Source organism: Geoanaerobacter pelophilus, assembly GCF_018476885.1.
Taxonomy (GTDB): domain Bacteria; phylum Desulfobacterota; class Desulfuromonadia; order Geobacterales; family DSM-12255; genus Geoanaerobacter; species Geoanaerobacter pelophilus.
Genome location: NZ_JAHCVJ010000001.1, coordinates 438,602 through 460,747, shown reverse-complemented (window position 1 = coordinate 460,747; position 22,146 = coordinate 438,602). Strand labels below are relative to the sequence as shown.

The 22,146-nt window shown below is 51.3% G+C and carries 23 protein-coding genes; 10 read left to right on the top strand and 13 right to left on the bottom strand.

Annotation, left to right across the window (positions count from 1 at the left end):
- The first annotated feature begins 195 nt into the window (after positions 1–195).
- From resB to KI809_RS02085, 9 genes are all read left to right on the top strand, one after another.
- Positions 196–1,575: a cytochrome c biogenesis protein ResB gene (gene resB, locus KI809_RS02125; RefSeq protein WP_214169859.1), complete on the top strand. Its 1,380-nt coding sequence runs from the start codon at positions 196–198 to the stop codon at positions 1,573–1,575.
- Positions 1,572–2,420, top strand: a complete 849-nt coding sequence (gene ccsB / locus KI809_RS02120; protein ID WP_214169858.1) for a c-type cytochrome biogenesis protein CcsB — start codon at positions 1,572–1,574, stop codon at positions 2,418–2,420. The genes resB and ccsB overlap by 4 nt, the downstream gene beginning before the upstream one ends.
- Before the next feature lie 104 nt (positions 2,421–2,524).
- Positions 2,525–2,923, top strand: coding sequence for a DUF302 domain-containing protein (locus tag KI809_RS02115; protein ID WP_214169857.1), 399 nt, complete (start codon positions 2,525–2,527; stop codon positions 2,921–2,923).
- Positions 2,924–2,970: 47 nt separating this feature from the next.
- Positions 2,971–4,545, top strand: coding sequence for a hypothetical protein (locus KI809_RS02110; RefSeq protein ID WP_214169856.1), 1,575 nt, complete (start codon positions 2,971–2,973; stop codon positions 4,543–4,545).
- Between the two features lie 56 nt (positions 4,546–4,601).
- The gene (locus KI809_RS02105; RefSeq protein ID WP_214169855.1) at positions 4,602–6,977 is read left to right on the top strand and encodes a heavy metal translocating P-type ATPase; all 2,376 of its coding nucleotides are present in this window, start codon (positions 4,602–4,604) and stop codon (positions 6,975–6,977) included.
- A gap of 74 nt (positions 6,978–7,051) precedes the next feature.
- Positions 7,052–7,414 carry a response regulator gene (locus tag KI809_RS02100; protein WP_214169854.1) on the top strand — a complete coding sequence of 121 codons (363 nt, stop codon included), beginning with the start codon at positions 7,052–7,054 and terminating at the stop codon, positions 7,412–7,414.
- 472 nt (positions 7,415–7,886) lie between these two features.
- Positions 7,887–8,195: a hypothetical protein gene (locus KI809_RS02095; protein WP_214169853.1), complete on the top strand. Its 309-nt coding sequence runs from the start codon at positions 7,887–7,889 to the stop codon at positions 8,193–8,195.
- A 75-nt stretch (positions 8,196–8,270) separates the two neighbouring features.
- Positions 8,271–8,843, top strand: a complete 573-nt coding sequence (locus KI809_RS02090) for a hypothetical protein (RefSeq protein WP_214169852.1) — start codon at positions 8,271–8,273, stop codon at positions 8,841–8,843.
- Positions 8,844–9,066: 223 nt separating this feature from the next.
- Complete coding sequence (locus tag KI809_RS02085; RefSeq protein WP_214169851.1) at positions 9,067–9,876, top strand: transporter family protein; 810 nt, start codon at positions 9,067–9,069, stop codon at positions 9,874–9,876.
- A gap of 57 nt (positions 9,877–9,933) precedes the next feature.
- On the opposite strand, the gene KI809_RS02080 is transcribed toward KI809_RS02085, so the two are convergent.
- From KI809_RS02080 to KI809_RS02015, 13 genes are all read right to left on the bottom strand, one after another.
- The gene (locus tag KI809_RS02080; protein ID WP_214169850.1) at positions 9,934–10,335 is read right to left on the bottom strand and encodes a hypothetical protein; all 402 of its coding nucleotides are present in this window, start codon (positions 10,333–10,335) and stop codon (positions 9,934–9,936) included.
- Between the two features lie 22 nt (positions 10,336–10,357).
- Positions 10,358–11,842: a conjugal transfer protein TraH gene (locus KI809_RS02075; protein WP_214169849.1), complete on the bottom strand. Its 1,485-nt coding sequence runs from the start codon at positions 11,840–11,842 to the stop codon at positions 10,358–10,360.
- Between the two features lie 40 nt (positions 11,843–11,882).
- Entirely contained in the window at positions 11,883–12,725 is an 843-nt protein-coding gene (locus tag KI809_RS02070; protein ID WP_214169848.1) for a conjugal transfer protein TraF, read from the bottom strand.
- Positions 12,710–14,131, bottom strand: coding sequence for a phosphohydrolase (locus tag KI809_RS02065; protein WP_214169847.1), 1,422 nt, complete (start codon positions 14,129–14,131; stop codon positions 12,710–12,712). Before KI809_RS02065 ends, KI809_RS02070 begins: the two co-directional genes overlap by 16 nt.
- The gene (locus KI809_RS02060; RefSeq protein WP_214169846.1) at positions 14,128–15,522 is read right to left on the bottom strand and encodes a type IV secretory system conjugative DNA transfer family protein; all 1,395 of its coding nucleotides are present in this window, start codon (positions 15,520–15,522) and stop codon (positions 14,128–14,130) included. Before KI809_RS02060 ends, KI809_RS02065 begins: the two co-directional genes overlap by 4 nt.
- On the bottom strand, positions 15,494–16,222 hold the full coding sequence (locus KI809_RS02055; RefSeq protein ID WP_214169845.1) for a hypothetical protein: 729 nt from the start codon (positions 16,220–16,222) through the stop codon (positions 15,494–15,496). Before KI809_RS02055 ends, KI809_RS02060 begins: the two co-directional genes overlap by 29 nt.
- Positions 16,203–16,715, bottom strand: coding sequence for a lytic transglycosylase domain-containing protein (locus KI809_RS02050; protein WP_214169844.1), 513 nt, complete (start codon positions 16,713–16,715; stop codon positions 16,203–16,205). Before KI809_RS02050 ends, KI809_RS02055 begins: the two co-directional genes overlap by 20 nt.
- A 91-nt stretch (positions 16,716–16,806) precedes the next feature.
- Positions 16,807–17,166, bottom strand: coding sequence for a hypothetical protein (locus tag KI809_RS02045; protein WP_214169843.1), 360 nt, complete (start codon positions 17,164–17,166; stop codon positions 16,807–16,809).
- Positions 17,167–17,316: 150 nt separating this feature from the next.
- Positions 17,317–18,681 carry a nickel-dependent hydrogenase large subunit gene (locus KI809_RS02040; protein ID WP_214169842.1) on the bottom strand — a complete coding sequence of 455 codons (1,365 nt, stop codon included), beginning with the start codon at positions 18,679–18,681 and terminating at the stop codon, positions 17,317–17,319.
- Positions 18,682–18,699: 18 nt separating this feature from the next.
- On the bottom strand, positions 18,700–19,884 hold the full coding sequence (locus tag KI809_RS02035) for a hydrogenase small subunit (RefSeq protein ID WP_214169841.1): 1,185 nt from the start codon (positions 19,882–19,884) through the stop codon (positions 18,700–18,702).
- A 100-nt stretch (positions 19,885–19,984) separates the two neighbouring features.
- Positions 19,985–20,161, bottom strand: coding sequence for a hypothetical protein (locus KI809_RS02030; RefSeq protein WP_214169840.1), 177 nt, complete (start codon positions 20,159–20,161; stop codon positions 19,985–19,987).
- A gap of 20 nt (positions 20,162–20,181) precedes the next feature.
- Complete coding sequence (locus KI809_RS02025; RefSeq protein WP_214169839.1) at positions 20,182–20,343, bottom strand: hypothetical protein; 162 nt, start codon at positions 20,341–20,343, stop codon at positions 20,182–20,184.
- Between the two features lie 300 nt (positions 20,344–20,643).
- A complete protein-coding gene (locus tag KI809_RS02015) occupies positions 20,644–20,961 on the bottom strand; it encodes a hypothetical protein (protein WP_214169837.1) in 318 nt (105 codons plus the stop codon).
- Positions 20,962–21,121: 160 nt separating this feature from the next.
- Here KI809_RS02015 and KI809_RS02010 point away from each other — a divergent pair, with 160 nt between their 5' ends.
- Positions 21,122–22,144, top strand: a complete 1,023-nt coding sequence (locus KI809_RS02010) for an HD-GYP domain-containing protein (protein ID WP_246559124.1) — start codon at positions 21,122–21,124, stop codon at positions 22,142–22,144.
- Positions 22,145–22,146: the final 2 nt, after the last annotated feature.

Here is a 22,146-nt window from a genome sequence, read left to right as displayed (position 1 = left end):
GCCCCAAGTTTATTTCCCCATTTTTGTCCCTCCCCAGAATTGCTCCTGAACGTAAACTTCTGACCCCATACTGAAACAGCACAGCATGGTTGATTATTACCCGAATCTATCAGGATAGTGCGGGTATCTCGACGCGTTATGTGTGCAACCTGTTTGCACCACTCTGACAAGAATTTCCAGCCAAGGAGCATAATCGTGACAACTAATGAACAATCAGGAATCCGACCCATCTGGGATTTCTTCTGCTCACTTAAACTTACCATGTTTACTCTCATCACCCTGGCAATCATCTCAATCATCGGGACGATCATCCCACAAGGATCGCCACCTCCGGAATATCTTCAGTCCATCAGTCAGACCAAACTGAAGCTCTACAATGTTCTCGGTTTTTTCGATATGTACCACTCATGGTGGTTTATTCTGCTGCTTTCCCTGCTGTCAATAAACCTGATTGCCTGCTCAATCAAGCGGCTCCCCGGTATCTGGAAAACGATCACTCAGCCGGTAATGGTCATGGGCGACAGCCTTGAAAAAACCTTGTCAAACCTCACGATCATCGAGACAAGGGGGGATTCTTCAACAATTAGAGATCGGGTCGCCGCTGTTATGAAGACGGAATTTGCCGATCCGGTGATCACCGAAGAGGGCGGAGCTTTTCATCTGTTCGCTCAGAAGGCGCCTTGGTCACGACTTGCCGTGTATGCAGTTCACTTGAGCGTGCTCGTCATATTTATCGGAGCAATCATCGGATCTCTTTTCGGCTATAAGGGGTTTGTCAACATTGTTGAAGGGGAGAGTGTCGGCAAGGTTATGTCCCGTTCAAACAAAGAAATTGATCTCGGTTTTGCGGTGCGCTGTGAAAAGTTCAGTGTTGCCCATTATCCTAACGGCGCGCCCAAAGAGTTCAAGAGTATTCTGACTGTGCTGGAAAACGGCAAGCCGGTAGCGGGGTTCGACCGGGTGCCGGTCATCGTCAATGACCCTCTGTCCTACAAAGGAATCACCTTCTACCAATCCAGCTATGGAAAACTTGGAGAGCACGAGTTTATCATCAGCGATCCTGATGGAAAAAACCCGCAGCCCCTCCGCATTCAAAGCGGCGGTTCTGCAAAACTCCCCGACGGCAGCGGCATCTGCCTCCAGGAAACAACTCAGGATGTCTCCCCCTTTCAGCCCGGAGTAACCGGCCCTGCGGCACAGGTTGAAGTGCATATGGCAAACGGCGGTAATAAGACGTTCGTCATTTATGGGAACAATGCCGCCATGAACCGGATGAACCTCTCGTATACCGGCGGCAAGCTTGTGCAGTACAGCGGGGGAGAAGAGTTCATGTACACCGGGCTGCAGGTGGCAAAGGACCCTGGCGTTTGGACCGTCTGGCTCGGCTGTACCCTGATGATGGTGGGAATCTACATCGCTTTCTTCATGTCGCATCGCCGTGTCTGGGTGCGCGTCCAGAATGGAACTGTGACTGTCGGGGGTAATAGCAGCAAGAACCAGGGAGGGTTTCACCTTTTCATGGAGCAACTGGTGACAAAGCTCAAAAAACAGCTCCCCTTGGAGGATAACCAATGACCAGTTCACTCCTGTTCAACATAACTACATTGTTGTATCTCGCGTCCATGCTGGCGTTCTTTGCCGCCATAGTCAATCGTACCAAGCTGTTCTTCGGCGCTGCAGGAAGCTACATTGCCTTTGGCGGCCTGCTTCTGCAAACAATCGCCATCGGCCTGCGCTGGAAAGAATCCTATACACTCGGCATCGGCCATGCCCCGCTTTCCAACCTGTATGAGTCAGTTGTCTTCTTTTCCTGGACGATCGTTCTCATTTACGGAATACTCGACCTGAAGTACAGATATCGGGTCATCGGCGCTTTTGTCATGCCCTTTGCCCTGTTAGGAATGGCCTGGGCGCAGCTGGGGATGAAAAGCGGAATCGAACCGCTGGTGCCGGCATTGCAGAGTAATTGGCTTCTGTATCATGTCATTACTTGCTTCCTGGGATACGCAGCCTTTGCCGTTGCCTGCGGTATCTCCATCATGTATCTGATTCGCGAAAAGCATGACAAAGTCGCACAAGCCAACGAACAGAGCATTGTCGCCACGTTTCCGCCGAGCCGGGTGCTTGACGACCTGAACTACAAGTCGATCATGATCGGCTTCCCTTTACTGACTCTGGGGATCGTCACCGGCGCCGCCTGGGCAAACTACGCCTGGGGAACTTACTGGAGTTGGGACCCGAAAGAAACCTGGTCGCTGATTGTCTGGTTCATCTACGCGGCCTTCCTCCATGCCCGCATTACCCGAGGCTGGGCCGGACGGAGAGCTGCCTGGCTTTCGATCATCGGCTTTGCCGCGACCATATTCTGTTATCTCGGGGTGAATCTGCTTCTTTCAGGGCTTCACAGCTACGGTGGGTAGTAATTTTCGGAGGGGGCCGTATGGTCCCCTCTGGCTAGCTTCCCTGGGGTGTAATGCGTGGACGAGTTGAAGCAGGCTTACATAATGAGGAAAGGGGATTACAAATGGACTTGAATACAGCATATGCATTTGGAAAAACAGTGGACATGCCGTACGGCGAAGCTGAACAGAAGGTGCGTGAGGAATTGGCAAAGGAAGGTTTCGGAGTGCTCACCGAAATTGATGTCAGGAGAAAATTTGCCGAAAAACTTCAGAAGGAATTCCGTGAGTATATCATTCTCGGCGCTTGCAACCCGCCCCTGGCCTATGAAGCACTGACTCGGGAAGTTGATCTTGGGACGCTTCTCCCATGCAACGTCGTGATCTATACCAGAGATGATTACAAGACAGCAGTTATGATCATGGACCCGGTTGCGGCGCTTTCCCTGATTGGTAACCCGGAGATGGTTGAGTTTGCGAAGAAGGTCGCAGAAAAGATGCGGCGGGTGCTTGCTGCTTTGTAACAGATAATAAGCTTTGCTCAGATTGTTGACGATGAAAAGGACTGTCGATGACGCCACCACATGCAACTATTGAACTGAATATTCATGGTATGAATAGCTCATGTGCCAGTCACTTTAATCGCATCATAAAGGCGCTAGTGATTTTCGTCATTCTTCTCAGCGGAGAGATAACGCTTGCGTCAGAGCATGCGTCGTCCGAATCGAAATGCGCATCAGATGCTGTACAGTCGCAGTATTCAAGCAGCGGCGCCTGTATTTCCCCGAACGGTATTTCCCCCCTGCCAGTGCCCGAAGGATCACTTCAGCAGCTATTTTTGCAGCAGAGTGCACAGGAAACAACGAAAAATACTCAGCGAACAGCCATAGACGCTGCAAGCCAGCAGAATCAGGCAAGCAAAAAAGTCATTATCTATTTTTTCTGGGGGAATGGGTGCCCCCATTGTGAAGAGGAGCGCCAGTTTCTTGATGAGTTGAGACGTGTGCATCCTTACCTGGAGATTTGGGACTATGAGGTCTGGCATAACAAGAAGAATGCCGGGTTGATGTCGGCAATGCTGCAGGCTCACGGAGTGAAATCTTCCGGGGTTCCGGTCACGTTTGTTGGTGATAAGATGTTTTCTGGATTCACGGAAAAGATAAGACTTTCGATGGTAAAAACCATCGAGAAATGCAGTTTAGTGCCGTGCGGCGATCCGGGGGATGCGCGCGGCAAAACCGGCAATCCGGAGCTGACTGACAAGGCTCGACCGTTCAACGTAGTAACCACGGCCACTGATGATAAGATTAAAGAAACTGAAATCTCTGTCAGCATTCCGTTCCTGGGAGAACTGGACAGCCGCAACTCCCCCTTGCCCGTGCTGACCCTGATCATTGCCGCCATGGACAGCTTCAACCCCTGCGCTTTCTTCGTTCTCCTCACGCTTCTCGGCCTGCTTGTTCATGCCCAATCGCGCAAAAAAATGCTGCTGATTGGCGGTATTTTCGTGTTTTTTTCGGGGTTTATCTATTTTCTGTTCATGGCCGCCTGGCTGAACCTGTTCCTCGTCATGGGGCAGGTTGCGGTCATTACCACCATTGCCGGCGTTGTTTCGCTGGTTATTGCCGGGATCAATATCAAGGATTTTTTCCTGTTCAAACAGTGGGTTTCCCTGACCATCCCTGACAGCGCCAAGCTGAGACTGTTTGATCGGATGCGAAAGCTGCTCCGTTCCACATCGCTATTATCGACCATGATCGGTGCTATAGTTCTGGCAGTCGCAGCCAATTTTTACGAGCTGCTCTGCACCGCCGGATTTCCCATGGTCTTTACCAGAATACTTACTTTGAACAACCTGTCGACAACAACATATTACCTTTATCTCGTTCTGTACAACATCGTCTATGTCATCCCGATGTTGATTATCGTCCTCGGGTTCACATACACGCTCGGCAGACGGCAGCTCACCGAATGGCAGGGAAGAGTACTGAAGCTCATATCCGGCTTCATGATGCTCGGCCTCGGTGTCATCCTCCTCATCAACCCGGCACTTCTTAACAGCGTACTGGTTTCGTCCATTATCCTGATGCTGGCATTGGGCGTATCGCTGCTTGTGGCTACAGTAACGAAAAGATTGGGATATTGAGGCAAGTTTTTCCTGATAAAATAATCGATTTCTTGCTTGAAAAATGAGGACACTTGATGACCCCTCCACATGCAACTCTTGAACTAAATATTGTTGGAATGGATTGTCCCAACTGCGCTGGGCATTTTGAGGGAGTCGTAAAAAGAATTGCCGGTGTCACCAAGGTAACAACATTGCTTGCTGACCGTAAGGCAGTAGTGCTTTTTGACCCGGCAAAAACCACATCTGCTTCGATTCGAGAGTATATCGAGACTGCAGGTTATTCCATTATTGTCGAGGGTGATGAAGAGGCGCTTGAGGCAGAGAGTGCCGAACAACCGATACAACCCATTGCTCAGGTAGGTCGCCAGGAGCAATTGCACATCGAAAACATGGACTGCCCGACCGAAGAAGCGCTGATCCGCAATAAATTGAAGGGATTCCCCGGCGTGACGGGACTCGAATTTAACCTCTTACAGCGGAACCTGATCATTTCCCACACCCTGCCATCACTGGATTCGGTGATAGTTGCCCTGAAAGCAATCGGCATGCAGGTCGGGACAGTGGATAAGCCTGACGAATTGCCCGAAGTTGAAAAGACCAATTGGTGGCCATTGATTGTTTCGGGTGCTGCCGCTGTTGGTGCCGAAATCATCGAGATGCTGAGTAGCGGCCATCACTGGCTGACACTCCTCCTGGTTCTTGCCGCCATTTTGACCGGTGGCCTGGAGACCTACAAAAAGGGGTGGATTGCGCTACGCAACCGCAACCTGAATATGAATGCCCTCATGTCCATTGCGGTGACCGGCGCATTGTGCATTGGTCAGTGGCCAGAGGCAGCCATGGTCATGTTCCTGTTCGCTTTGGCAGAACTGATCGAAATCAAGTCTCTTGACCGAGCCCGCAACGCTATCAGAGGTCTGATGGCCATGACCCCGGAAAGTGCAACAGTACAGCTTGCCGACGGCACCTGGAGCGAGGTCCCAGCTGCAAATGTTGTGTTGGACAGCATCGTGCGCGTCAGGCCAGGTGAGCGGATTGCCCTGGATGGGGTTGTGATTGATGGAAACTCAACGGTTGATCAGGCACCAATCACCGGTGAAAGCCTGCCGGTGGAGAAGGGACCGGGTGAACCGGTCTTTGCCGGCACCATCAACCAGGCCGGCTCGTTCCAGTTCAAAGTTACGGCGGGCGCCAAGGATTCGACGCTTACCCGGATCATCCATGCCGTCGAGGCTGCACAGGGAAGCCGTGCCCCGACCCAGCGGTTCGTCGACCAGTTTGCCCGGGTTTATACTCCGGTGGTATTTGCGGTGGCGTTGGCGGTGGCGGTTATTCCTCCGCTGGCCTTTGGTGGGGTGTGGTTTGAGTGGATTTATAAATCATTGGTACTGTTGGTCATTGCCTGCCCCTGTGCCCTGGTGATTTCGACACCGGTAACTATTGTCAGCGGCCTTGCTGCTGCGGCACGACACGGCATCCTGATCAAGGGTGGAGTCTATCTGGAGGAAGGGCGCAAGCTTGCCTGGTTGGCGCTGGACAAGACTGGCACCATCACTCACGGCAAGCCGGCGCAGACCGACTTTGAGCCGTTGGACGGAACTGATCCACAAGAAGTACGTTGTTTTGCTGCAAGCCTGGCCAATCGTTCCGATCATCCGGTTTCCAACGCCATTGCTGTGGCCGCCGAAGCTGACGGCATCATGTCACGGGAAGTGACGGAATTTTCTGCCCTGGCGGGCCGGGGTGTCATTGGGCGTGTCGGGGAACGGATGTATTTCCTGGGGAATCCCCGCTTGATGACGGAAAATGGCTTCAATGAGCCCCGTTTGTCTGCCCGGATTGCCGACTTGGAACGCCAGGGGAAAAGTGTAGTTCTATTGGCCAGTGTAGAAAAACCGCTGGCTCTGTTCGGTGTCGCGGACACGATCAAGGAGTCCAGTCGTGACGCCATCGCTGAACTGCACCGACTTGGTGTACGCACCATGATGCTCTCGGGTGATAACCAGCACACTGCCGAATCCATCGCCCGTAAAGTGGGTATTGATGAAGTACGGGCCGGCCTGTTGCCGGAAGACAAACTGAAAATCATTGAGACGTTTCAGGGGAATGGCGGTACCGTCGGGATGGTGGGAGACGGCATCAATGATGCGCCGGCCCTGGCGCGTGCCGATGTCGGATTCGCCATGGGGGCAGCCGGTACGGATACCGCCATCGAGACCGCCGATGTGGCGCTGATGGATGACGACCTGCGTAAAGTGGCTCTTTTCGTACAACTATCCCGCACCACTTCGGCAATTCTCAGGCAGAACATAAGCCTGGCGCTAGGGATCAAGGCGGTCTTTCTCGGGTTGACGATTATGGGGCATGCCACCATGTGGATGGCAGTATTCGCCGACATGGGGGCGAGTCTACTTGTTGTCGCCAATGGTCTGCGTCTGCTGCGCAAATAGATTGATCATTTACGTCGGGTTAATATTTTGAACAGAAAGGTTGCCGTAGAGCATCAGGCAGGTGTTCCCTCACAATGAAGTGCGTGTTGGTAGTTGATGATGATCGGGATTATTTGAGTCTGTTCGGTAATTTTCTTCTGCAGGCAGGCTTTTCGGTGCAATGCGCGACCAGCGGCGACGAAGCACTCTCGATACTGAAAGATTCCACTATTCATCTGATGATCACCGATCTGAACATGCCGAAAATGAGTGGGATCGAATTAGCCAAAAAGGCATTGATCATAATGCCACGCATGCCAATTATTTTACACTCAGGGAGCATATCCCCGGAACTTACCTTATTGGCAGAGGTTGTCGGGATATCCAGGGTTATGGCAAAGCCTGTTAACCCAGGCGCAATGTTGGAGGCAATACGAAATGAGATACGTGAAGTTTGACCTTCATATTCTTATTGTGATCGCGCCACTTGCAGTTAAGTAGTGCGACTCCTTAGATCTATTGGATATTTAATGCGGCCCCATGCATTTCGGATAATCTGTGTCTTTCTGCTTCTATCCTTCGGGATGATGTTTTCGGGAGTTACTCTCATTGCAACTGCTGAGTCTCCGGCGGTAACTGGCACAGTTAATAATCATTGCAACCCCGACGGGGCGCAAAGTTGTCCGCTTCCTTGCACCACACCTGTCTGCCCTTTATGTGTGTGCGCTATTGCCGAAACTGTTCAACCGGTTGAAATGCAAACCACCTTCCAGTTAGTAGAGTTTGAATTCCCGGATGTTGCGCGGTCGATTCCAGATCCGTATGTGATCGAGATTTTTCATCCCCCGAGACTAGAAAATGGTATTCGACGTTCTTGAGATCGTTTAGCTCAACGAAATCCGAATTAACACTATTTTCAAGGAGAATACGATGAAGAATAAAATTATGGCATTGGTGCTAGTTGCAGCAGTATTGGCTTTTGGGAGCGTGGCATTTGCCGAAACCGATCAAATAAGTGTGAAGGCTATCAGTGCCGATACGTTAAATAAATTCAGGCAACAAACGGTTGATTTAAGGGAACAGCTTAAAGCCAAGGATCTGGAGCTGCGTGGACTCTATGCTTTTGATGGTATTGATATGCGGCGAGTTGATGAACTTGAAGGGGATATAAAGGAAATCAAAACGAAGATAAAGTCCGTTGCCGTGACCATGAATCTTGAACCCTGCTGCTGTCTGTAGTCATGAGTAAGTTGGGTGAGAGGGAACTCCATGGTTCCCTCTCACCCACTCGTAAAAATTGGAAAGGTGAATAAAATGACAATAAAAATGAATGTATGTATGGCTGGAGCCGCTTTGATGCTCTGTGTTGTTGCGAGCGGTTGTGCAAATAACCGGGAATTGATCGCCAAGACGTCTCTTGCGACTAGAAAAGATGTATTTGCTGAAGTGGCAAGTTCAGATGTTCAGGCAGGCAAATCAATCATCGACTTCACATTTTCAGTCAAGAGTAATTCCTATCGATTTGCGGAAACCTATGGCAAACATTCTGACCCTCCCTATCGTGTGCATTTGAATATAGATGGACAAACAGCAGTGCTTGAAGCTGAACCGGTGCTGGAGGACAAATCCCCGATAGATCCAAATGTTCCGGATAGCGGCACGGGTTGGAAATATACGTTCAATAAACGATTTGCCCTTACACCTGGCAAGCATGAACTGACGATTGCACTTCCGATTGATGATGTGATTGTGGAGCGTGAGATAGAGTTGCGTGCCGGTGTTAATGCCGTCACGGTGACCCCAGTTTACAGCAAGAGAATGCTTCGACCGTACAAAGGTCAAAATTTTACTGGCGGGGTAAAAACCGTCGAAGTTCAAGTCAACTGAGTAGCTAATTAACTAACGGTAACTTGATAGGGGGAGCCATCACTGCTCCCATGAATAAAGAATAGGGCTTGACAAACTGCTTATTGAAAACTATTATCAATTTCATTTCCAGGTGTCGTTAATCAATTCATGCCCCCAATATAAATATTTTCCATTCCGAGCCGATTAATTACAGGTGGTCCATGCTCGCACTGTACGAGCAATTAAAACACAGGAGGAATGCATGTCGTTTGTAAGAGTTCTACCCTATTTAGTTCTTGCTGGATTGATTTTCTCAGGTAGGCCTGGATTCGCGGAAGAGGTCAAAAAGATTCAGGACAACTCGTTTCTGCTGGAAGAGGCCTACAATCAGGAAGATGGGGTTGTGCAGCACATTTCATTGTTTCAGTACATGAAAAAATCAAAGAGCTGGCAATACACTTTTACGCAGGAATGGCCGGTTCCAAAACAGACCCACCAGTTTTCCTATAGCATACCGGTATCACATCTTCATGACAATGATACGACTGGTGTTGGCGACATACTGCTGAACTATCGTTATCAAGCCATCTTCCAGGATAGAATTGCCATGGCACCTCGTCTTTCACTCATTTTACCTACCGGCGATTATAAGAAGGGACTTGGTACTGATACGGTCGGTTATCAGGTCAACATCCCTCTGAGTGTAGAGCTTTCCGACAAACTTGTGACCCACTGGAACATGGGTGCAACCTACACCCCCCGGGCAAAAGATAATGCTGGAGACAAGGCAAATGTTCGCGGATTCAACTATGGAGCCAGCCTGATTTATCTGGTGAATGAAAATTTCAACCTAATGCTCGAAGCAGCCGGGACCAGCACTGAAACAGCTCCGCTCAACGGCGTGAAAGCGACTGAAAGTACATTTTTCATCAACCCAGGTATGCGATTCGCGATAAACTGCGCATCAGGATTACAGATCGTGCCGGGGGTGTCTGTGCCGATAGGTATCGGTCCTTCTGAGGGTGAATACGGAGGAATCGTTTATCTTTCCTTTGAACATAAGTTGTTTTGATAGACGTGAAAAGATAAGGGGTACAGTAAGATGCCCCTTATCTTTTCTACTGATACATTATGGATTAGCAGTTGATGCCCCCTTCTTATTATCTTTCTCCTTTTCAAGGTCACTTTTCGCAAGTGGATTAGTAAACCCTCTGGGTGGTGTGTAGTCCCAATCCATCAATTCACACATTTCCGCATTCAGCTGGTTGATATCTTCGCGGATCTGCTGACTCCGCTCGATGAACTCCTGCGCTTTTTCAAAGGTGATATTTTTGTTGCGACCCATGGTCATCCGTAATCTGTGGAGGACGTTGTCATGGGTGTTGAGCATGGTTATGAAGTCACTCTGATCCAACGTTTTTCTGGATATTACATCAATGTCATCCCGGACTACTTTCTTCAATTTTCGATCCTGCCATGATTGCTTCCCCGATTCCTTTTTAACGCCAGCTTCTCTCTTGTTGTCAGCCATGATTTCTCCCTTGTGTTTGCTGTTAAATTCTCCCTGTTGCCCGTAGGGCAATGCCTTTCCCGAAGCGATCCGATAATTCTGAAAAAACCGTGTCGTCGAACTTCTTCATGTTCTGGACGATCATTTCCACAGCATTGATCTCCGATGCCGCATTGGCGTAACTCTGCTGGGCAACGCTCAGGAGTTGCAGGGTCTTTTCCTCCAGCGTCTGAATATGCTGCATTCCTTCGCCAAGAAGTGCCAGCTGGCAGGTTTCCGGTGATGCCCCGGCCTTGTTTCCTTTTTGACTGGACAGGATGTTGCGGGCCATCTCCTGCAACTGGGCCGCCCGACCGAACAGATCGAGCAACATGTAGTAGCCATAAGCCCGGGCAGTCAATTCAGCAAGTTTGCCGATAACTTCTCCCTCGGTATTGGTAGCTGTTGCATTTTTAAGGATCAGCCCGACTGAAAGTGGCGTACTTTTAAGAAACGCCTCTTCATCAGGGGTGAGCGCCGTCTTCGATTTGATCTTGCCGGCAATGGACTGCATCCTGCCGGCCACAAAGACCATCAGGTTCCTGTTGGCGTCGGTGATATCAGCGCAGGCCCCGGCGGTATCCCGCCCCTGGGCAGTGCCGCTGATGAAGGAATCGAAGCTGTTGTTCTTGTCGCACGGTGGAATATATTGGGCCTGGTAGGTGGTACCGGTCGTTGCCGGGTTCTGGATAACCACATCGCCTATGAAGCCGCGAACCAGTTTTACATACTCGCTGCTCATCTCTTTCTTGCCGGCCAGGTTTTCCAGAACTGATCCGTCACCAAAGACTTGAAGAACCTCTGTTGGACAGCCAGCGGTAGCGCTGGTGGCGGAAGTCTGGGTTGTGCCGGGGACGCCTGGTTTGTTGCCGCTATTGGTCTTCTGTTCGGTCTCGAACAGCTTGCTGACATCCTGATAAAGATCCTTGGCGCCGCTAGATACCATGAAGTCAGTCTGAGCAGTTTTCATCTCCGCCTTCAGGCTGTCGGACATGATCGACGAAAACGGGCTGGAAGCGGTAGCCACCAGCGCCTTGGAAGCCTTACAGTCATTCAGCTGCAGCGAGTTCAGCCTGTCGGTTATGGCTTCGAGCGTCTTGATGGTATCAGCCACCTGGGGAGCCAGGGTCTTCAGGGCGATGTCGAAAGCTGCCGCCGGAGCAGCCGACAGGATGTTCTGGAGCTTCTGCACGAGGTAATCCACGTTCAGGAATGAGAAGCCACCAAGGAACATGTCGATCCCGCCGCAGCCGGATTTCAGTTTCGGCAGGGAGGCAGCAAACAGATGATCGTCAGTATTCGCCCACCTGGCAGAGAAACTTCCCCCGGTGTAGTAGCCCCGCTTGGAACCTTCGTAATAGCTGGGAGAGGTGGAACTCTTCTGTTGGACCCAGTCATCGACCCAGCCTGACCAGGAAAGTACCGGGTTCAAGGCAACGGCTGCCGCCAGGCATGCGGCGGTGGTTCTGGTCGCTACGGTTCGTTTCACTCTGCCCCCTCATTTCTCTGTTTCAAATCAACGGCCAGTCTCATGGATTCGGCTCCTGGTTCTGGAGACGGCGCTTCTTAACGTCGAAGGCGCCACCTTTCTGGAATTCGTAGAGCGAATATTCTTCAGGAGAGATATCACCCTTGAGGAGCCGAACGGCCCGGTAGGCCTTATCTTCGATTTCGTCTGCGGATATGACCCCCGCCGAGACCGGCAGATAATCCTGGTTTCCTTTCTGAATCAAAACAAGAGCTGGCGTTATCTCTACATTGAACTTGGCAGCAAATCCCGGATTCTCCCTGGTATTGACACTTTTAACAGTCCAACCGGTCTCGTTGGTGAACCAGTCCAGGATTCGCGATTGTTCGTCGCAATAGCTGCAATCAGGCCGTTGGAAATAGATCAGAGCAAAGTCCTCCCGGTTGTCTCGCAATGTGCGCTGCCGCTCTTCGTTGATCTGGGCTATCCGAGCCAGGTTGCCGGGTGTCGTGATCGGGTAATCTTTTTTGGTCGTCAATTCCGGGTATTTCTGCCAAACGAACTGGGCCACGTTGGAGAAAGCCAGTGCCTTCTTGCGGGCAATCTCCTGGACCTCGAAGTACTCCTTAACGTTCTCTTCGCTGGGCTTCTGGACAGCCTTCTTCTTCAATGCTTCGGCAAATTCCTGGAACTGGTCCGGATGCATCTCCCAGATCTGCTCATAGGTGTAGTCCTTGAGAGACGGCACTTTGCTCGGCGATTTCTTCTTTTGTTCCGGTTTTCCAGCAGGCTTTTCCGGTTCCTTCTGGTACCACCACCAGCCCTTGGCCGAGTCATTGTAATAATTGGCGCTGGCTGTTGCTGGCAGAGAAAGAATGGCCAGCACCATCAACGACCTACGCATTGTTCCACCTCGGTTTGCTTCAGCTTGATCTCCTTGACCATCCGTTTCAGCTGCGCAGTTTTTAATTCCTCCAGTGCTGATGGCTTCTCTCCAAAGGCTTCTGCAGTGAAGGGTATCAGCAGGTAGGGAAGCCGTTTACCGCCTCCGGTGATGATTGAAATCTGTGTCGTATAATATCCGTCCGCAACGTACTGAGTGGCAATCGCATCTCTGGTCCTGGACAGTTCGGATACGACGGTGAACAGCAGATTCCGCTTTTCGGACTCGAACCCCTCTGAAGCAAGTACCTTGGGATCGTTATCACTCACTTCCTTGATTGCCGCCCATAGCCCATCCGGATTGACGAATACCAGCCCTTGAGAGGTGGAAACCGCTGACCACTTTTCTCCGTTTGGGGTCGATTCCACCACGTTGATCCGTCTCTTAAGCGCAGCAAGAATGGCAGCCGCATTGAACCATTCAGGGAGGTCCAGTTTGCTTGGATGAAACTTCTCACTGGACTCAAGGCTTTTTGGGGGGTGATTCCGCCTAACAGTGGGATGATGCGATTTTACCCCGGTACCTACTGATGCTGGGGATGCGATTGGCGATTTACCGGAATCTTCGGGATCATTCTTCCTCCGCTCCCGTGCTTCGGCATAGAGTGCTGCCAACTCGGTTTGCCGTGCTTCATGGTCGCTCAGCTTGAGTCCATCGGTCAGGATATTGTCGCTTTTCAGCAGATGGTGCCCGGTGATGGCTCGGTGGATATCGTCTCGGTTGGGAAGAGAAATATATTCCGGGATGTTGTTCAGGATAAGCCCCGCAATAACAGGGTGATCGCCACTGCTGTACATGCCGTCATGGTAGGACGGAATCTTGCCGATATCATGCGCCAAGGCGATGATGATCATGTCTGCCAGCAGGGCTTCCTGGTCGGCTTTGGCAATGAAGTTTCGAGTCACAGTCAGGGTGTGTCGATAGAGAGGAACGGTCGCCAACAGGGCATAGGAGTCATCCGAGTACATATGTTCTGCTTCATCCTTGTGGGCCCTGACGACAGACGGACAGTCTCCCTCCTCATCGAGCATAGTGAGGATCTTGATGATCAGGGTTCTCCGTACTCCGCTTACTGAAGGCCTGTCATCGATCACTTCGGTGAAGAACTGATTAATCTCGTCATGTCTGAATTCAGGCTTCGGCTGCTGATGGCACTGTTTTGTGGTGCGTTCACGCCAGAGACAGGCTGCATCCTTGATCTCTATTTCATCATCAGTCCAGAGGTGACTCAGCTCAGCTAAACTTGCCACTTCCGCATGCTCAGTTCTTTCGTTTGCAGGTTCTTCTGCAGGAATCCACTTCCTGGTCCCATAGAAGCCAAAGCCGATCCCGACTGCGGCAGATACGGTGAACAGAAGCATCGTCATTGAGCGCCGTTCTCGTCTGACTGGAACGGAGACATCATCGAGGTGATAACCGCCGGAGCTGCTGGGAAGATGATTTTCATTTTTGGATTACGGGCATCGAGAGTGGTTCCCTTGAAACGGCCCGAATAGGTCATCAAATAGAATTCACGTGGCTGCAGGCTAAGAACATCCTGTACCCGGAGGATATCCTGTTCGACTTCGCGGGTCGTGACCTGGTTTGATCCGAAAATCCCGGTCAGTACGTTTTGAACACCGAAATGTTTGACCACGTAATCGCTGGTCTCGGCATCGGAGCAGCGCATGAAGATCTTCGTGTTGGTGTTGTCAAGGATGCTCTTGCCAAACTCCTCACCAATGACCGCGTAGATCTGGTTCACTGACTGGGCGAAGGCGGTCACCATGACATCGGCTGAGCCCGCCTTGGCGAAAAGCTCCTCCACCCCTTGATAGAGGAGGCTCTGAGCTTCGTCGATGAAAATGGAAAGCGGTGGGTCAACCTTCTGCCGATTGGAGAGATACACTCGGCCCACAAAGGATTGGATCATGGAGAGGAGTACCTTGCCGAGGGTGGCGGATGCTTCGCGAGTGATCATGGCACCGGTGTGAACAACCAGGATTACCCGTTCACCGGCTTCCAATTTCTTGATAAACCGGTTTGAATCGGCCTGACCGATGATCTTGCCGATATTGCCAGAGGAAAGCTCCATCAGAGCGGTGCGCAGCGTTGAAGAAACCTTGGCGTAGTATTCCATGGGAGATTTGAGGATATCCTCCAACATGCCTGCCGTCAGTTCCGCCTCTGCAGTGCCGATACTGCGCAACGATTTCATGGTGGCATCAAGGGAGTCACGCCGGATGTGCTGCCGGATGGTGTCGATGTTCATGATCGGCAGATTCCCATGCTTTTTTGCCAGTATGATGTAGGCGGATATGACAGCGGTGGTGATCTCCTTGGCGATGTTACGGTAGAACGGTTCCCGACCGCCGAGAATGCCCGATACGATATGCCCCACCAGTTCGTCGGGCATGAAGTAAAAGGCCATCGGGTCGACAACTGCTGAGTATTCCGGAAAGATGGGGGTGACGAGCATCAACTCGTCCAGACGTTTAGCATCTCGGGCGACTTCGTAAATCTTGGTAAAGATCTGTTGGTCCCCCTTGGGGTCGAAATAGACCACCGAATATCCTTTGCGGATGTCTTGTTCGATCAAGTTCTCACACAGACGGGTCTTTCCGACACCAGTTGTTCCGAAGACAAATGTATGCCGTTTACGATGGGAGTCGGGAATGGCGATGGGAACAATCCTGGTTCGGTGCCCCAAATCGACGCCGGTTCCCAGGTTGGTCATCGGCTCGGTCGTTTTAGCGAGATGTTTTGAGAATGGAAACATGCAGATGTTCTTCCAGTTCCTTTCCAACAGAATTGATGACATCCTTGGGTATTCTTGACGGTGTCATGATGCAACTGTAGGCTCCCGGAATGCGCTTCAGGCATCGGATTCCTGATACTCGACTCCGTTCTTGCAGCAGAAGACGTGGCAGTTCTCTTGATGTGCGACTGAGCAGGATGCGAACTTTGGTCGATCTTCTGTTGACTATGACCGGAACGACACTTGAAATGTAGAACTCCTTAACGCTACCGTAGGTGTAATGTCCTCGTTCGTGAAACGGCTGAAAGCGGGGCGGACAGATCCCGGCAAGAATCAGACGCCTGTAGCAATCGGCAATTTCCAAGGAGACGAACAGTGCACCATCTGCATCTATCCGGGTGATTTCGCCGGAGGCTGAAACTCCCCTTAACGCCTTCAGCCGATCCGCCTCATTCAAGGTTCTGCGGCATTGAAGCTCCAGTTCGACTTGGTGCAGAAGGTGTCTCCGTAATTTCCGGTTGATGCTATCCAGGGAAATTTTGATAGGTTCGCCGCTCCCAATCGGATAGGCCAATATCTCCAGGTTATCATCGACCTTGACGCTGATATTGGTGTTGATGGCGCTGGTAAGAGTCCTGGTAATGGCAACTTCGACCGCATCCATTGCCTCGCTCATCGCAAGCCCGCTTTCGGAGAGCATTTCAGCGGGAAGAATTACCAAAGGCTTCCTCCCAAGGCGTCATTTTTGAAACATTTGTGATGCTGGCAATCTGTTCAACTCTCAGGTGTGCTTGTTCCTGTATCACGATGCTGGCAATTCTGGCGGCGTACCGGTCACGCTTGGATGGAGTTCGCGAGTTGTAGCATCCGACTGCTAACCAGGTGTAGCCATAGTCTCGAATGCATTGAGATAGCACCCAGGAACCGACCATGACATTGGTGCATGGATCGGCGAGGGTATTCCAGGGGATTCCCAGTTTTCGTAATGCAGGTTCCCATGACGAGTTGATCTGCATGAGTCCGTAGTCGTAACTGCCATTGGCATTATGATTTACAGCGAACGGATTAAAGTTGCTTTCTCCCTTGGAGATCGCATAGAGGAGGTGAGGCGAGATCCCGTACCTGTTACCTGCTTCCTCGTAACAGAAGCCAAATGCGGCCTCCGTCGAAAAGGCATTAACTCCCAGTAACAGTATCAGGATGGCAAAGTGCATGACTCCCCCCATGTATATAATCTATAGGGGGGGCAGGTTGAGGGTGCTAAATAGAAAACCGGGACGCCGTTGGCCCGGTTTCAAGGGAAAGCTATTTTGCCGGTTGTACCAGCAGAGATGTTGCATCTTTCTTTGCGATGTCGCCAATCTTGATTTCGCCCTTGACGATTTCCGCTTCGAAGTAATGCTCGCCGATGAAGGAAAGAACTTTTACCTGGCCAACTTCTTTCTGCTGGCGGTTTTTGCCGAGTTCCCGGTAGACAGTTATCACATCTCCAATCGTTATTTCTTTCTGGGCGTCCACTTTGCCACTATGGAAAAGGTGGAGCTTGTTCCCCATTTTCATGACCACTTCGCTTTTTGCCTTTTTCTCAACTGCGTGCCCGGTAAGCGGTGCCGCTACCATGATTGAAAGCGCCAGCATGGTAACCATCATTGTCAGTCTTTTCATGTTCGTTTCTCCTTAATTGAATTAGTTGTCATTATTGAAACAAAGACCTTTTTATGGGCACCCCCTTTCCGGCCATTCAGTGTCTGGATCAAAATATACCAGTTATTATGACATATGCAGTAATGCCTTTAAAAAAGCACAATACACTCATCAATGAACCGAACAACTGGTGCACGGGTCGAAGGAATGAATGATTCTCAGGAGTTCAATGGGCTGGTTCATGTCTTCTACATATGTACCTTCCAATGCCTTCTCAATTGGTCCCGGGACTCCGTTGTCATCACGTGGAGACGCATTCCAGCAGGTGGGAGTGATTATCTGGTAGCGGGAGATCATGCCGCCAGAGGTACATTCCATCCAATGGCCTAATGCACCCCGAGGTGCTTCGGTCAGTCCGACTCCGGTCCCGGATGGAGGAAGCGCGATATCGGTATAGGAAGTAAGATCGGGAACTAGAGCGTGCACCCACTGCGGAAGGCGTTCCGCTAGCAGTTTCGTTTCCTCCGCCCTCGCCAGAATCCGGTCCATGGTGGAACATCCGCCCCGGAAGTAGCCGTTGACCGTCATTCTGGCCAGGGGACCCGTCTCGTATGGTCTGCCGCGGTGCCGCGGTGCTTTTAACCAGGTGTAGCCGGGGGATCTTCCATATGATGGGGTTGTCTCACCATGACTGGGATGAAGGTCGGAAGGGCTTGAGTAGTACGCGTACCGTACGAATTCCCTTATATCCTGCAAGCTCAGCGACTCCCTCTCCATGTCGGTAAGCAGCCCCTGGCGGAAGACCGACTCACCACGTGGCAGATCGAAAGCGGAGAAACAGAGAAGATTACCGGTTCCTTTTCCGATCTTGAAGTAATCGGCGTAGACCTGTGAAAGGAGGTGCGCGTCGGGGTAGTACCTGTTGAGCACAAAATCCGTGATCGCCGGAAGGTATCCCTTGAGCGTATGAATCTGTTCATGCGACGGCGCCTGGGTCACCCCCCCGGGAACGATGCTCATGACATGCGGCATGCGTCCGGCCAGGATTGCCACCACTTCCTGGGCCTGGCGTCGAATTTTCAGCGCTTCGACGTAGTTATTCACGAGCTTTTCGGTTTGGCCCGCACTGAATCGCAGGTCACGGTTATAGGCAGGCCGTAGCGGAGCAACGTCCGGGGGGTAAATGTAGTCTGGAAGGTTCAGGTGATAGAAGTGCAGGATGTGGTCTGAGATGAAGTATGCACTCTGGATAATGGCGCGAATCAACAGGGCCTGGTCGTCAGGGATGAACCCGGCCATCTGTTCCGCCGCTTTGGTGGCGGTTATGGCATGTGAAATGGGACAAACGCCACATATCCTTTGCGTAATATGCACTGCGTCCCACGGTTTCCTCCCCTTGAGGATATTCTCGAAGTCCCTGTAGAGGTTTCCGGTCATGTAGGACTTTTTCACCTTCCTGTTATCGTCGAGATTCACCTTTAGCTTGAGATGTCCCTCTATCCTCGTTACGGGATCAATCGTGATAATGCTGCCCATTGAAATTCTCCTATGAGTTTAGTGTTGGTGTTCAGCTGAAGGTTCCGGCGTAGGGTCACTGTTCACTGGAGCGGGGTCAGCACTCACCGGAGTAGTCGTACCGGTATAGCAGGCGCACTGTTCGTTGGCGGGACAGTCGCCACAGAGGGCGGCGTTTGCGCAGTCGGCGCATTTCTCCGTGTTGTCGCAATCGGCGCACACGGAACAATTGGAGCAGTCCACGCAGTCGGTACAGCTTCCGAGATTGGCACATTTGGAGCAGTCGACGCAGGTGCTGCACTGCTCACAGGTAACGCAGCAGGGCATGATTTCCTCAAGCTTGCCGTAGAACGGGGTGCTGGGGAAATTAGGGGATGAGCAGCCAATACACAACGTATTGGTCTTGTCGATGCACCAGTTAACGCCATTGTTCCATTTGAGATTAGGGCAGGTAAAACTGGTGTGGGGACCTTTGCAACCGACATGCTCGTAGCAGCCGAATACCCCGATCTGGGTAACCATGGGCGCCGTAAGCCTTGGACAGATATGGTGTACCGTGGTTCCATAGTAGTCGGCAGGCCGTCCCCATGAATCCAGCGGAGGCATCCCGGTAGTCAACAGCCGGACAAGCGTTCCCACAAGAACGATTGGATTGACGGGACAGGCTGGCAGGTTGATCACGGGATTTTTTGTGTTTCCTTGAAGCACTTCTGCAAGCCTCCGCACCCCGGTGTACTCGGAGGGCTTCACGACCCCGCCGAATGATGCGCAGGTACCGACCGCAAGCACATATTTCGCCTTGCATCCCAGCTCCATAACGGCATCGAGCATCGTCCAGGGCTCGCCGTTCTTCTCGCCGATAATCGAATACCGCCCATTGATGCTTGTGGGAATGCCGCCCTCGACGCAGAGGATGAACTCTCCGGCACCGGCTTCGGCGGCGTCGGTAAGCGTGGCGATGGCAAGCTCGCCGGCTGCTGTCATCAGGTTGGGGTGATACTGAAGGCTGATCGTGTTGAAGAGGATATCGTCAACTGCTGGCGCCGCAGTGTTTAGCAGCGAGATGCTGCACCCAGTGCATACGGCGCCCTGGAGCCAGATTACTGGAGGCGCAGTGCCGCTTGCTAAAACCTCGCGGAGCCTGAAGAGGTCGACCCCCGTAAGCCCAAGGGTAGCTGCTGCGGTGGTTGCCAGCTTAAGAAAAGTACGGCGTGATATATTCATCGCTGCTCCTAAAAGAACGACAATTGGTAGAATGCTTTCAGGAAAGTCGTGGCCATGAGTTAATTATGTCCACATTGATCCACTGATTGACGGTACAGGTTCAGCAATGTTTAGCGCACTCATCTGCTGTCATAACGAGTGAACAGATTTTCTGCGCCCCCAAATGTGCTGCACTTGCCGCCGGTTTGGCCAAGGTGAGCGAGAAGACCGTTACCGCAAGAATGGTAAATTTCACAAAAAGCATCGGGCCGACAAAATTGAGTTTGGTCATGTTCATTGGATTACTCCTTTCATGAATCAGTGGGAATGACCGCCGCCGCTACCATTACCAGTACTGTATTGGGGGCGGTCGTAGTTCGGGGTATGGTTATAATGCTTGCCATCGAGGAAATCGATGACTGCGCAACCTGAAGAAACAAGAAGAACAGCAGCAAAGAAAACATATTGCATCAGTTTCATGATAACTCCTCTACAGTGATTGAAAAAATAGCGTACCCCAGCAAGGAGGGTGTTCTAGGGTACGCCCGATAACACCTGTATTGTTTCTATGAATTTTGTTGGAGCATGCTGAAAGCGTTTGCGGCACCTGATACTGCAGAAGTAATGCAACGAGCCATGATAACTGAGAACGGCGGCGGCCCGTTTCCCATAGGATCAATCCTCCGCAGACCGGATCAAGAACATACGTTTTCACCACGGAATTCTCTAGGGAAGAGCCGGGAAGTTATTGTTCCCGGCCCCTCATTTCGCTAATCATCGTTAACTGAGGCAACAGGAAGAAATGCCGTATTTATCCGCAGCAACCTTGATCTTTCCCTTCAGGTCCTTAATCTCTGCCTCAAGCACATCGGCCTTGCGAAGGTCAAAACCCTCGTAGCCGTACAGTCCGCGCAGCTCCAGATCCTTGGCCTTCAGTGTGTCAGACAGGGCAGCCGTTTCCTGGGAGAACTGCTGAACTACCTGTTTGTCAGCGCACTTTCCGTTGTCGCAACATAGATTGGCAGCCAAAGATGAAGTTGCCCCAACTGAAAGAATCCCCAACACTAATGCCATTCCCAAGATCATGTTCTTTTTCATTGTCTCTCTCCTTTGAGCTCGTTTTATTCGGGTGAAACCTGGTATTTGCTTATACATAGATCAACAAACATGCCAAATAGGTAACTGGAGGTTAATGTGCCGAAATTATGTAATTATTCTGTATCGAGGGTAGCTTAGTGGATTTGTGAAGGCTAAGAATATGCTACAATTACATCCCACAACCGGAGAGTATTCTCCATTCAGGAAGGAGCTGGCAATGGACCGGCAATCGAAAAGAAAAATTATCGCTCTCGTTCTATTAACGGGAATTATCGCCCTGCTTCATTATCTGACCCCTACCGAGCCGCACGATTACCATAAAATCCATATCGTACTGCGCAAGCTCTACTTCCTGCCACCGGTCATGGCCGCAGCCTGGTTCGGGCTAAGAGGGGCATGCATTACTGCCTTTGCCGTCAGCCTACTCTTTATCCTGCACGCTTTTCTCGACTGGCCGGGTAACTACATGGAGCAGGCAAATCAGGTAGGCGAACTGGTCGGATTCTGGGTGGCTGGTGTCATCCCTGGCTGGCTGTTCGACAAGCAGCGGACATTGCTGCAGGAACTTGCCAATGCCAATGAGGAGACCCTCCTTGGCCTCGTGTCGGCGCTGGATCTGAGGGAACACAACACTCGCCTGCATTCGCAACGGGTACGGGAGTACACTCAATTGATCGCCAACAGGCTTGGAGTTGATGAAAAGACGAAGCGTGAGATTGGTTTTGGCGCACTCCTGCATGATGTGGGAAAGATAGCCGTGCCGGATCAGATTTTACTAAAGCCGGGCAAGTTGACCGATCAGGAATGGGTTGAAATGCGCAAGCATCCGGAGGCAGGTTACCGCATTGTAAAGCGGATCGGTTTCTTGAAGAATGCGGCGGAAATAGTCTATGCGCACCATGAACAGTTTGATGGTCATGGTTACCCGCGTGGACTAAAAGGAGAGAGTATACCGCTCGGGGCGCGCATGTTTATGGTGGCGGATGTCTTTGATGCGCTAACTTCTGAGCGACCCTATCGATCACCCATGACGTACGAGGAAGCGTCGGCAGAGATCAAAGGTCAAAGTGGCAGTCATTTCGATCCGTTCATAGTGGAAGCATTCATGGCGATCGCTCCGGAGCAACTGCGAGCGATTATTGGGCGTTATCAGGATGGTCATGGTGATACGCTGGCCGGATGACT